This is a genomic window from Cupriavidus basilensis (assembly GCF_000876015.1).
GTDB classification, from domain to species: domain Bacteria; phylum Pseudomonadota; class Gammaproteobacteria; order Burkholderiales; family Burkholderiaceae; genus Cupriavidus; species Cupriavidus basilensis_B.
This window is the reverse complement of the sequence record NZ_BBQM01000019.1, coordinates 253367-265160: the sequence shown is the minus strand read 5'-3', so window position 1 is coordinate 265160 and position 11794 is coordinate 253367. Positions and strand designations below refer to the sequence as shown.

General features: G+C 73.5%; 11 protein-coding genes. 5 read left to right on the top strand and 6 right to left on the bottom strand.

From position 1 onward, the window contains the following. Positions 1-315: 315 nt before the first annotated feature. Together KF708C_RS21480 and KF708C_RS21475 are read right to left on the bottom strand one after the other, a co-directional pair. Entirely contained in the window at positions 316-771 is a 456-nt protein-coding gene (locus KF708C_RS21480) for a universal stress protein (RefSeq protein WP_059413191.1), read from the bottom strand. A 159-nt stretch (positions 772-930) separates the two neighbouring features. Next, positions 931-1446, bottom strand: coding sequence for a hypothetical protein (locus tag KF708C_RS21475; RefSeq protein ID WP_059413190.1), 516 nt, complete (start codon positions 1444-1446; stop codon positions 931-933). 269 nt (positions 1447-1715) lie between these two features. Here KF708C_RS21475 and KF708C_RS21470 point away from each other — a divergent pair, with 269 nt between their 5' ends. From KF708C_RS21470 to KF708C_RS35815, 4 genes are all read left to right on the top strand, one after another. Further along, positions 1716-2600 (top strand): polysaccharide deacetylase family protein, encoded by an 885-nt coding sequence (locus tag KF708C_RS21470; RefSeq protein WP_059413189.1) that lies wholly within the window; start codon positions 1716-1718, stop codon positions 2598-2600. Next, positions 2597-3928, top strand: coding sequence for a putative glycoside hydrolase (locus KF708C_RS21465; protein WP_059413188.1), 1332 nt, complete (start codon positions 2597-2599; stop codon positions 3926-3928). Before KF708C_RS21470 ends, KF708C_RS21465 begins: the two co-directional genes overlap by 4 nt. Then, positions 3925-6294 carry an exo-beta-N-acetylmuramidase NamZ domain-containing protein gene (locus KF708C_RS21460; protein WP_082079670.1) on the top strand — a complete coding sequence of 790 codons (2370 nt, stop codon included), beginning with the start codon at positions 3925-3927 and terminating at the stop codon, positions 6292-6294. Before KF708C_RS21465 ends, KF708C_RS21460 begins: the two co-directional genes overlap by 4 nt. A gap of 61 nt (positions 6295-6355) precedes the next feature. Then, positions 6356-6595 carry a hypothetical protein gene (locus tag KF708C_RS35815; protein ID WP_156173899.1) on the top strand — a complete coding sequence of 80 codons (240 nt, stop codon included), beginning with the start codon at positions 6356-6358 and terminating at the stop codon, positions 6593-6595. Between the two features lie 76 nt (positions 6596-6671). On the opposite strand, the gene ftsH is transcribed toward KF708C_RS35815, so the two are convergent. After that, entirely contained in the window at positions 6672-8594 is a 1923-nt protein-coding gene (ftsH, locus tag KF708C_RS21455) for an ATP-dependent zinc metalloprotease FtsH (RefSeq protein WP_059413187.1), read from the bottom strand. Positions 8595-8800: 206 nt separating this feature from the next. Between ftsH and KF708C_RS21450 the strand changes: the two genes are divergently transcribed. Then, a complete protein-coding gene (locus KF708C_RS21450) occupies positions 8801-9178 on the top strand; it encodes a TraR/DksA family transcriptional regulator (RefSeq protein ID WP_059413186.1) in 378 nt (125 codons plus the stop codon). 64 nt (positions 9179-9242) lie between these two features. Here KF708C_RS21450 and KF708C_RS21445 read toward each other — a convergent pair whose 3' ends face one another. Genes KF708C_RS21445 through KF708C_RS21435 form a run of 3 tightly spaced genes read right to left on the bottom strand, consistent with a single transcriptional unit; the run spans position 9243 to position 11784 of the window. Beyond that, positions 9243-9995 carry an ABC transporter ATP-binding protein gene (locus KF708C_RS21445; RefSeq protein ID WP_059413185.1) on the bottom strand — a complete coding sequence of 251 codons (753 nt, stop codon included), beginning with the start codon at positions 9993-9995 and terminating at the stop codon, positions 9243-9245. Beyond that, positions 9992-10828, bottom strand: a complete 837-nt coding sequence (locus KF708C_RS21440; RefSeq protein ID WP_059413184.1) for an ABC transporter permease — start codon at positions 10826-10828, stop codon at positions 9992-9994. The genes KF708C_RS21445 and KF708C_RS21440 overlap by 4 nt, the downstream gene beginning before the upstream one ends. Beyond that, positions 10828-11784, bottom strand: a complete 957-nt coding sequence (locus tag KF708C_RS21435; protein ID WP_059413183.1) for an ABC transporter substrate-binding protein — start codon at positions 11782-11784, stop codon at positions 10828-10830. The genes KF708C_RS21440 and KF708C_RS21435 overlap by 1 nt, the downstream gene beginning before the upstream one ends. Positions 11785-11794 lie beyond the last annotated feature (10 nt).

Genomic DNA, 11794 nt, shown 5'->3' with positions numbered 1-11794 from the left:
AGGGGGCAAGACGGATCGTCGGGTCGTCGGCTTCAGGCGGCGCGCTCGGCAAGCCGCCTTCCGCCCCGGTCCGGGCAGCGCAACCGGGGGCCGGCGCGGAAGGGGCGGGTGTGGGTATCCGCGCCGACGCCCAGCCCGACGTGCGCCGCCGCGACGCGGGCATCGGCTACCTGTACGCGATGTCCAGGCGCACGGATCTCCACGCCAACGCGCTGTACGACAAGCTGGGCAACCAGGGCAGCGGCATGACGGCAGGCGTCGGCATCCGGCACAAGTTCCGAGCGCTCCGAGCGTTCCGAGCGCGCTCGGGCGCGGTCAGCGCTCGGTCTCGCTGCGCACCAGCAGGACCGGCTTGTGGCTCTTCTGCAGCACGCCTTCCGACACGCTGCCCATCACCAGGCGCCGCAGGCCGCGCCGGCCATGCGTGCCGAGCACGATCAGGTCCGCGTTCTGGCGGTCCGCTTCGGCCACGATGGTGCTGGAGATCTGCCCGGGAGAGACGGGTTTCTCGATCAGCTGGGTGGTGTGGCGGATGCCGGCTTCCGCGAGCCGCCTGGCGGCCGTGGCCAGCGCTTCGCGGCCCAGGGTGAGGATGCTTTCCACCAGCTTGTTGGGGTCGTAGGCGCCGACCGGGAAGAAGGCGTCGCTGTCGTCCGCCACGAACAGCGCCTCCACCTCGCTGCCGGTCGCCTTGGCGATGATGATCGCCTGGCTGATGGCGAGGTCGGAAGAATGGCTGCCATCCACGGCAAGCAGGATTTTCTGGTACATGGCGGGTCTCCTTTCAACGTTGTCATGGCGCGCCCGGCGAGGGCGCGCGTCCTTCTTGCAGCATAGGTGACGGCGGCGGCGGGTGCTTGACGCATATCAAGCGTTGGCGCCGGTGCTTCCGCGTGCTCATCGCGTGCTCATCGTCGGCTCCTGGCCCGCCTATCGCCCGGCCGGCTTGCAGCCGCCGCCGCAGTAGAGCCAGGAGCGCTCCGCGTCGTTGACCGCGATGCGGAAGTCCAGCGCCGCCGGCTTGCGGCCGGCGGTGAACTTCCGGGTCTGCGAGACGCCCTGGTAAGTGATGCGCGCGCGGTAGCTGCCGGGCGGCAGCTTCACGTAGAGAAACGGCCCGGACGTGACCAGCGAGAACACCGGCTTGCCCCGCGCGTCGGCGAGCGCCACCGCCACGTCGGACAGCCATTCGCCGGTGCGGGCGTCGGCGAACTGCATCTGGACGTTGAACGCGGCGCGCATCGAGCGCATCCGCGCGGCTTCGTCCGCGCCGATCCCGCCGGACAGGTAGGCGATGCCGTCGCGCTGCTCCACCCGCGGCGGGTTCGGGCCCAGCGGCGTGGCCGGCGGCGCGGTCGCCGCCGGCGCGGCCGCGGCGTGCAGGCAGACCAGCAGGGCGGCAAGCGCGTGCTTCCACGGCGCGGGAAAAGGGCGGTGACATGGCATGGTCGGGCTCCTGGTGTCCATGAGGCGCGGGCGCCGCCAGCGCGCCGGCGCCGCCGGCGATCCGTCCCTGCATCGTAGGCAATGCCGGCGCTTCGGCATTGATCCCGGTCAGCCGCCGCGGCAATGCGCGGACATGCGCCGTCAGAGGCCCGGGCTTGACGTGCGTCATGTCCCGCCGGGCCGCGGCATCCAGAATGGATACGCGCGCGCCGCCATGCCGCCAGCCGGAGCGGCCCGGGAGAGGGCGCGGGAATCACACGGAGAATGCGATGCATCGGAAGCAGCAGCAGGGCAGGTGGTGCCGTCTTCTGTGCCGGGCCGTGCTGCTGCCGGCGCTGGCGCTCGCCGCGCTGTCGGCCGGCGCGCAGGCGCCTGGCGCGCAGCGCGGGGTTCCCGTGCTGGTCTATCACCGCTTCGGCCCGGTGGCCGCGGACAGCATGACGGTGCGCACGGCCACGTTCGAGGCGCACCTGCGCATGCTTGCCGCGCAGGGCTACCACGTCGTGCCGCTGGCCGACGTGGTGCGGTGGCAGCAGGGCGGGCCGGATGCGCTGCCGGAGCGGGCCGTGGCGATCACGGCGGACGACGGCCATCGCTCGGTGTTCGACGTGATGCTGCCGATCGCGCGGCGCGAGCATGTCCCGGTCACGCTGTTCATCTATCCCTCGGCGATTTCGAATGCCGCCTATGCGCTGACCTGGGATCAGTTGCGCGCGCTCAAGGAGACCGGCCTGTTCGCGGTGCAGTCGCACAGCTACTGGCACCCGAACTTCAACACGGAACGCAGGCGCCTCGCGCCCGAGGCGTTCCGCGCGTTCGCGCACATGCAGCTGCGCCGCGCGCGCGAGCGGCTGGAGCAGGAGCTGGGCGGCCCGGTGCGGTGGCTGGCGTGGCCGTTCGGCATCCATGACGAGGAACTGATGGCGATCGCCGCCAGCGAGGGCGTGGAGGCGGCCTTCTCGCTGCAAGGCAGCGCGGTCACGCTGGCGTCGCCGCGGCTGGCGCTGCCGCGCTTCCTGATGACCGACGCCTGTGGCGACGGCTGCCTGGCGCGGATGCTGGCGCAGGCAACCGCGCCGGCCTCGCCCGCCGTGTCCCGGTCGCAGACATCCCCGCCGCACGCATCCCGGCCGCGGGCCGGAGCCGCGCAATGAGCGCCCTCGCGCGCCGCCTGTGCGGCTTCGCGCTGGCGCTGGCCGCGTGGCATGGCGCGGCGGCGGACACCGTCACCGGCACCGTCGTCGATGCGCACACCGGCGCGCCCCTGGCCGGGGCCACGGTGGTGGTGATGGACGATGCCGCCGCGTCCGCCCAGACCGGCGCGGACGGCGGCTTCGCGCTGGCCGCGCCGCCGCCGGGCGCGGGCATCGGCATCGGCGCTAGGGCTCCCGGTTATGGCCGCGCGCTCGCCACGGCCACCGGCGGCGCGCCGGTGCGGCTGGCGCTGACGCCGGTACGGCCCCGCGCGGTCTACCTCTCGGTGTTCGGCATCGGCAGCGCGGCACTGCGCGACGCCGCCGTGGCGCTGCCGCAGGCCAGCGCCATCAACGCGCTGGTGATCGACGTCAAGGGCGACCGCGGCATGACGCCTTACCGGAGCGCGGCGCGCGACGCCATCGGCGCCAGCGCGCAGGTCAAGGCGCCGGCGCCGCTGGTGCGGGATTTCCCGGCCTTGCTGGCCGGGCTGCATGCGCGCGGGCTGTACCTGATCGCGCGCATCGTGGTCTTCAAGGACGAGCCGCTGGCCGCCGCGCACCCGGACTGGACCGTGCGCGACGGCCAGGGCGCGGTGTGGCGCGACCGCGAGGACCTGCGCTGGATCGATCCCTTCGAGACCGAAGCCTGGCAGCACAACCTCGACCTGGCGGAGGAGGCGGCGCGCATGGGCTTCGACGAGATCCAGTTCGACTACCTGCGTTTCCCGGATGCCGGCGGGCTGCGCTTTTCGCGGCCCAACACGCAGGACAACCGGGTGGCCGCCATCACCGGCTTCCTGCGCGCGGCGCGCGCGCGGCTGGCCCGCTACAACGTGTACATCGCGGCGGACATCTTCGGCTACGTGTGCTGGAACCTCGACGACACGGCGATCGGCCAGCAGCTCGAATCGCTCGGCGCGGCGCTGGACTATATCTCGCCCATGCTCTATCCCTCGGGCTTCACCTGGGGCCTGCCGGGCTGCACCCGGCCGGTGGAGCACGCCGGCGAAATCGTGGCGCGCTCGCTGGCCGAGGCCAGGAAGCGCACCGGCCTGCCGGGCGTGCGCTTCCGCCCGTGGCTGCAGGCCTTCCGCGACTACGCCTTCGACCACCGCGAGTTCGACGCCGACGAGATCCGCGCGCAGACGCAGGCCGCGGACGCCGAGCAGACCGACGGGTGGATGCTGTGGAATCCGCGCAACCGCTACGATCCGGCGCAGTTGCCGCAGTTGCCGCAAGCGGGGCTGCCAGCGCAACCGGCGCAGGCAGCGCCCCCGGCCAGATGAACCATCGCGCCGCGCGCCGCGCGCTGTCCGCCGTGCTGCTGCTCGCCTGCGCGCTGGCGCGGGGGCAGACCGCGGCACCGGCCGCGGCCCAGCCCGCGGAGCCGGCGACGGCCGCCGCGCGCGAACAGCTGCGCGCCATCGTCGAGGGCCAGATCGGCGCCGGCAACATTCCCGGCGCGGTCGTGCTGGCCGGCGACGCCGGGCACATCCGCTACCAGCTGGCCGCCGGCCGGCGCGCGGTCCTGCCGGCGAGCGAGGCGATGAGCGCCGATACCGTGTTCGACCTCGCCTCCGTCACCAAGGTGATCGCCACCACCACCGCCGTGCTGCAACTGAGCGAGCGCGGCGCGGTCTCGCTGGACGCGCCGGTGGTCCGCTACCTGCCGGCGTTCGGCGCCGCCGGCAAGGAGTCCATCACCGTGCGCGAACTGCTCGCGCATACCTCGGGCCTGCCCGCCGGGTTGCCGCCGCGCCGGCGCGCGGGCGACGGCGACGCCTTGCGCGAGGCGATGAACCTGGCGCCGGTGGCGCCGCCCGGCGAGCGCGTCATCTACAGCGACGTCAATTTCGTCGTGCTCGGCGAACTGGTCCGGCGCGTGGCCGGACAGCCGCTGGACGCATGGTGCCGCGACCACGTCTTCGCGCCCCTGGGCATGCGCGACACGGGCTTCCTGCCCGGCCCGCAGACCGTGGCCCGGACCGCGCCGACGGCGCCGCGCGGCGGCCGGATGCTGCGCGGCCTCGTCCATGACCCCACCGCGGCGCGCCTGGGCGGCGTGGCCGGCAATGCCGGCCTGTTTTCCACCGCGGCGGACCTGGCGCGGTTCGCGCAGATGCTCCTCAACGGCGGGCAGGCCGGCGGCACCCGCGTGCTGCGGCCCGAGAGCGTCGCGCTGCTGGCGGCGCCGGCCACGCCGCTGGCCGCCGGCGCGTGGCGCGGCCTGGGCTGGGCGCTGGCCGCGCCGCTCGCGGCCAACCGCGACCGCCTGCCGCCGCTGGGGATGCTGGAGCAGACCGGCTACACCGGCACCGGCGTGTGGATCGACATGGTGAGCGGGCGTTTCGCCGTGATCCTGAGCAGCCGCCTGCATCCCGGCGACCAGGGCAACGCCGCGCCGCTGCGGCAGCAGGTGCTGGCGCTGCTGGCCAGCGAGACGCCGCCGCTGGCCGCGCGGGCGATCGGCGCCGCCGTGCCGGGCACCGCCGCGGCGCTGGCGTGGAGCATGCGCCTGCCGCCGGCCGCGGGGCCGGTGCGCAGCGGCATCGACGTGCTGGAGGCACAGGCGTTCGCGCCGCTGGCGGGCCTGCGCGTGGGGCTTGTCACCAACCGCAGCGGCTTCGACGGCAGCGGCGCGCGCACCGCGGACGTGCTGGCGCGCGCGCCCGGCGTCACGCTGGCGGCGCTGTTCGCGCCCGAGCACGGCCTGGGCAGCGATGTCGACGCGCCGCTCGGCGATGCGGTCGACGCGGGCACCGGCGTGCCGGTCCACAGCCTGTACGGCGCGCACCGGCGCTTCGCGCCGGCGACGCTGGCGGGCGTGGACGCGCTGGTATTCGACGTGCAGGACGCCGGCGTGCGCTTCTTCACCTACATCACCACGCTCGGCTACATGCTGGAGGCCGCCGCCGCGCGCGGCGTGCCGGCCTTCGTGCTGGACCGGCCCAATCCGCTCGGCGCCGACCGCTTCGGCGGCCCGCCGCAGGACCCCGGGCAGGCGTCGTTTACCGGCTACTTCCCGCTGCCGCTGCTGCACGGCATGACCGTGGGCGAGCTGGCCCGGATGTTCAACGGCGAGCTGGGCATCGGCGCCGACCTGCGCGTCGTCGCCATGCAGGGCTACACGCGCGGCATGCGCTTCGCCGACACCGGCCTGGGCTGGGTGCCGCTCTCGCCGAACCTGCGCGACGCGGCGCAACTGGACCTGTATGCCGACGTCGGCCTGATCGAGGGCGCGAACGTCAGCGTGGGGCGCGGCACGCCGACGCCGTTCGCGCTGGTGGGCGCGCCGTGGATCGCCGCGCGGGAACTGGCCGCCTACCTGAACGCGCTGGATGCCGGCGCGCGCTTCGAGGCCACCAGCTTCGTGCCGACCGAAGGCCGCTATCGCGGCCGCCTGTGCCAGGGCGTGTCGATCCGGCCCGGCGCGGCGCCGAGGCCGCCGGGCCGGCTCGGGCTGGCGCTGGCGATCGCGCTGCACGCGCTCCACGCAAAGCAGTTCGACCTGCCCGCGATCCGCGCGTCGCTGGGCTCGGCCGAGGCCTGGCGCCTGATCGACGCGCACGCGCCGCTGGCCGAGGTCGAGCGGGCGGTGTCGGCGCAGGGCGCCGGCTTCGCCGCGCAGCGCGCGCGCTTCCTGATGTACTGACGCGGCCGGCGCGCCGGCCGCGATGGCAACGCCCGCACGGGCATCGACGGAGGAACAGCGAATGACGACGAAAACGGCGGTCCGGATTGGCGGCGGCGCCCGCGCGCGCGCCTGGTGCGGCGCCGCGGGACTGGCCGCGCTGCTTTGCGCGGGATGCGCGTCGGGGCCGGACTGGTGGCGCCCGCCGCGGCCCAAGGCCGGCGCGGCGGCGGTGATGCCGGCCGGCGCCGGGGCGGGAGGCGATCTTCGCGTCGCCGGAGACGGGCGGCCGGCGGTCTGCCGGCGGGTGGACGCGGCCTAGAACCGGCGATCGGCAATTGGCAATCGGCAGGCCCGCGCTTCCCGGCCGGAGGGCCGGCGGCGCCGGGCGCCGGGCGTCAGGAGGCGTGCGCGACCGCGCCGGGCTGCGCGGCCGGCAGCGTCTGCGGCGTCGTTGGCGTCTGCGCCGGCGGCGCATGCAGCAAGGCGTCGAGGGCCGCGCGGTCGACCACCTCGGTGGCCAGCAGCAGGTCCGCCAGCGCCGCCAGCTCGGCGCGCCGGGTCTGCAAGGTCTGCCGCACGCGCTCGCCGGCGTCGGCCAGCAGGTGCCGCACCTCGTCGTCGATCGCCTCGGCGGTGCGCTCGCTGTAGTCGCGCGGCTCGCGCGGCGCCGCCGCGGGATCGGGCTCGAGCGGGCTGGCCAGGCGCTCGTAGGTGGCAAAGCCGAGCTTCTCGCCCATGCCGTAGCGCGTGACCATCTGGCGCGCCATGTCGGTCGCGCGCTGCAGGTCGTCCTGGGCGCCGGTGGAGGCATCGCCGAACACCAGTTCCTCGGCGAGGCGCCCGCCCAGCAGCACGTCCAGGCGGTCGAGCAGCTCGCTCTTGCGCAGCACGTAGCGGTCCTCGGACGGCGTCTGCCGGGTATAGCCCAGCGCCGCGATCCCGCGCGGAATGATCGAGATCCGCGACACCTTGTCGGCATACGGGCGGTTCTCGGCGACCAGCGCGTGCCCGGCCTCGTGGTAGGCGATGATGCGCTTCTCGAGCGGATTCATCACGCGGTTCTTTTTCTCCAGGCCGCCCACGATCCGCTCCAGCGCATCGTCGAAATCGGCCATGTCGACCGCGTCCTTGCCGCGGCGCGCGGCCAGCAAGGCCGCCTCGTTGACCAGGTTGGCGAGGTCGGCGCCGGCGAAGCCCGGCGTGCGCGCGGCGATCTGCGCGATCTGCGTGCCGGGCGCGAGCCGCACGCCGCGCACGTGCACCTGCAGTATCTGCTCGCGCCCGCGCAGGTCGGGCCGGTCCAGCGGCACGTGCCGGTCGAAGCGGCCGGCGCGCAGCAGGGCCGGGTCGAGGATCTCCGGGCGGTTGGTGGCGGCCATGATGATGACGCCCTTGTTGGTGTCGAAGCCGTCCATCTGCACCAGCAGCTGGTTCAGGGTCTGCTCGCGCTCGTCGTTGCCGCCGGCCATGCCGAAGCCGCGCGCCTTGCCGAGCGCGTCGAGCTCGTCGATGAAGATGATGCAGGGCGCCTTGGCCTCGGCCTGCGTGAACAGGTCGCGCACGCGGGCCGCGCCCACGCCGACGAACATCTCGACGAAGCTGGCGCCGCTGATGCTGAAGAACGGCACGCCCGCCTCGCCCGCCACGGCCCGCGCCAGCAGGGTCTTGCCGGTGCCCGGCGCGCCCAGCAGCAGCACGCCCTTGGGCAGCTTGCCGCCGAGCCGGCGAAAGCGCTCCGGCGCCTTCAGGTATTCCACGATCTCCATCAGCTCGGCCTTGGCCTCGTCGATGCCGGCCACGTCCGCGAACGTGACCCCGGTGTCGGTCTGCATGTAGATGCGCGCCCGGCTCTTGCCGATCTCCAGCAGGCCGCCGGTGGCGGAGCCCATGCGCCGCAGGAAATAGCCCCAGATGGCGACGAAGATCAGCGCGGGCAGCACCCAGGAGAGCAGGGTGCCCAGCCACTGGCTGTCGACGTCGCCGACGAAGCGGATCTTCGCCGCCTCCAGGTCCTGCGTCAGCGCCGGGTCGCCGACCCGGACCGTGGTGAAGCGGCGCTCGTCGCCGCCCGCGCCGCGCAGCGCGTCGGCCTGCGGGCCGGCCAGGATGGTGCCGAGGTCGCGGGTGTCCACCGTGCCGCGGATTTCCCGCTCGCCGACCACCAGGTCGTGCAGCTTGCCGGCCTTGAGCAGGACCTTGAAGTCGCTGTACGCCAGGCTTTGCTCGGCGCCGGTGCGCAGCAGGGTCTGCATGGCCGCCATCAGCAGCAGGGCCGCCAGCAGGTAGACCAGGGAGAATTGTCGGTGCCGTTGTTCCATGCTGTCCTTGCCAGATGAGTCCGGTCCGTGCCCGTGCGGGTGCCCGGAGACGCGCCCGGCACGCGGCGTCGCCGCCGGGCGGGCGCCGTGGATGACGCTAACCGCAGTATTGGCCACGTGCCGCCACGGCGCTTGATGCAGCGCAAATCCGATGGCGGACGACGTTGCAGAATGGAGTGAACGCGCATCGGCGCGAGCGGAGACCCATGATGGCGGCACTGACTGCACTGACCGACGAGCAACGCAACGGCCTGGCCCTGGTGCTGGATGGCCGGGAAAAACAACTGCGCGGGCAGATCGAGGCGGCGCAGGCCGCCCGCGTCGTCGCCACGCGGCCCGAGCCGGGCGATGCGTCCGACATCGCCGAGGAAGACGACGCGGACCAGGCGATGGTGGCGCGCCACCGCGTGGAGCTGGCCGACATCGCCGCCGCGCGCGTCCGGCTGGCCGGGCATACCTATGGCGTGTGCGTGGAGTGCGGGGCGCCCATCCCGTACGAGCGCCTGCAGGCCTACCCGACCGCCAAGCGCTGCATGCCGTGCCAGCGCGGGCACGAGCAGGCGCGTTCGGCCGGCGGCGCCTGATCGGCGGGGCCGCCCGGGCCGTTCGTCCAGGCCCGGCCCCGTTTCGTCGTCCGCGCGGCGCGCTTCAGCCCTGGAGCGCTTCCATCACTTTGCGGTGGACCTCGAACAGCGCCGGGTCGTCGGGATGGCGCGGGCGCGGCACGTCCACCTCGATCACCTGCTGCACGCCGGCCGGGCTGCCGCCCATCACGGCGATGCGGTCGGCGAGGAAGGCCGCTTCGAGCATGTTGTGCGTGACCAGCACGCCCGTGGGGCGCGGCCGGCTTTCGTCCAGCCACAACGATTGCAGCAGGCTGCGCAGCCGGCGCGCGGTCAGCTCGTCCAGCGCGCTGAACGGCTCGTCGAGCAGCAGCACGTCCGGCTGCACGGCAAATGCCCGGGCGATGGACACGCGCTGCTTCTGCCCGCCCGAGAGGAATTGCGGATAGGCCCGCCCGTGCTCGGAGAGCTCGACCTTGCGCAGCAGTTCGCGCACCACGCGCGGCCGCTCGGCGGCGTCGACGGCGCGTCCCTCGAACACGATGCCGATGTTCTCCTCGACGCTGAGCCAGTCCAGCAGCCGCGGCTGCTGGAACACCACGCTCAGGCTGATCGCGTCCTGGCTGCGGTCGAAGGCCACGCGGCCCTGGCTGGGCCGGTCGAGGCCCGCGATCAGGTTCAGCAGCGTCGACTTGCCGCAGCCCGACGGCCCCACCAGCGCCACCAGCTCGCCGGCGCGCACGGTCAGGTCCACCTGGCTGAGGATGGTGCGCGCGGCGTCGGTGCCGCGCGGCGCGAAGCGCTTGGCCACGCCTTCGATGCGGATGTCGCTGCTCATGATGCGCCGCCCCGTTTCCAGCGGTTCGCATGCGCCTCGAGCGTGCGGAACACGCCGTGCTCGACCACGATCATCGCCGCCCAGAAGGCGATGGTCCAGGCGATCACGCCCTCGACGTTCTGCGTGCTGAACTGCGCGTTGAGCTGGTAGCCCACGCCGTTGGACATGCCGAAGATCTCGACCAGCACGATGACCTTCCACGCGATCGAGAAGCCCACGCGGCAGCCCGACACGATGAAGCTGTACAGCAGCGGCAGCCACACCTTGCGCAATACCGTGGCGCCCGGCAGGCGGAACACGCGGACCATCTCCACGATCTCGTGGTCGAGCGAGCGCACGCCCTGCTGCACCGAGATCACCAGCGAGGGCAGCACGCCCAGCGCCACCGCCACCACCGGCGAGGTCAGCGAGACGCCGAACCAGATCACGCACAGCAGCGCCCACACCAGGCCGGGCACGGTCAGGCCGAGGATGATGCCGGGCTCGAAGAAGCGCTCGGCGAAGCGCGACACCGCCGACGCGATGCCGATCGGCAGCGCGAACACCAGCGCCAGCAGGAAGCCCAGCGACATGCGCAGGAAGGTCACGCCGATCTCGCTGAAGGCGAAGCCGCTCACGCTGATCGCCACCAGCTCGCGCGCGATGGCCGCGGTGCCCGGCACCAGCGGCGAGTGCAACACGCGCGCCATGCCTTCCCAGCCGGCCGCCAGCAGCACGAAGAACAGCGCCTGCGGGCCGAAGCGCGCGGCCGCCGCGCGCAGGCGCAGCGCCAGCGCGCCGCGCCGGCCGGGCGGCGCGGCGGGGCGCTCGAGAATGATGTGATCGGTATTCATCAGGCCTGCACGTAGATCTTGCGCGCCGGGGCGCGGTCGAGCACGCCGAGCTTGACCGCCACCTCGATCTGCTTGTCGATGGTGGCGAACACGCTGGCGTCCCACCGGGTCGCGTAGGCGGGCGCCAGCCGCGACGGCAGCAGCTCGATGGCGCGCGCCTCGTCGGCCTTGAAGCCGATCTCGGGCGCGATCTCGCGCAGCTGCGCCGGGTTCTGCCGCAACGAGCCGCTCACGCGCTGGAACAGCGCGCCGAGCTTGGCCGCGGTGGCGGTGTTGCTCTCGTACCAGCTCCGGCTCGCGGCCAGCCCGACCAGGATCGGGTCTTCCTGCTGGCCGGTGGCCTGCTTCCAGATGTCGGCCACGCGCGCGATCTCGCGCGCGCCGCGCGCCACCAGCCGCGTCGCGGTCGGCTCCAGCGTGATGATCGCGTCGACGTCGCCGCGCTCGAACAGCGCGAGGTTGGCGGTCGGGGAACCGTGGATGACCTTGACGTCCTTCTTGAGGTCGATGCCGATCAGCGAGGCGGCGATGCGTGCCTGCTGGTAGGTCTCGCTGGTCTCGGCGGTGGTGGCGATGCGCTTGCCCACCAGTTCCTTCGGCGCGCGCAGGCCGCTGTCGCCGCGCACCAGCCAGCGGCCGTGGTTGTTCAGCGCGGGGCCGAACAGCACGATGTCGCTGCCGCGGTTGGCCAGCGTGGCCAGCCCGACCGCGCCGAACACGCCCACGTCGAGCGAGCCGGCGCTGAGCTGCACCTGCATCTTGCCGGGATCGGCCGTGACCCAGTCGAGCTTGAGGGCCGGGTCCGTGTTGAGCTTGTAGCGGTCGATCAGCGGGCGCCACACCGAGCCCGCGCTGCCTGGCGAAGGCAGCGTGATGCGCACGCCGGACGCCTGCGCGAAGGCCGCGAGCGGCGCCAGGCCGGCGCCGAGGGTAAGGAGGAATTGCCTGCGTTGCATGGATGTCCTG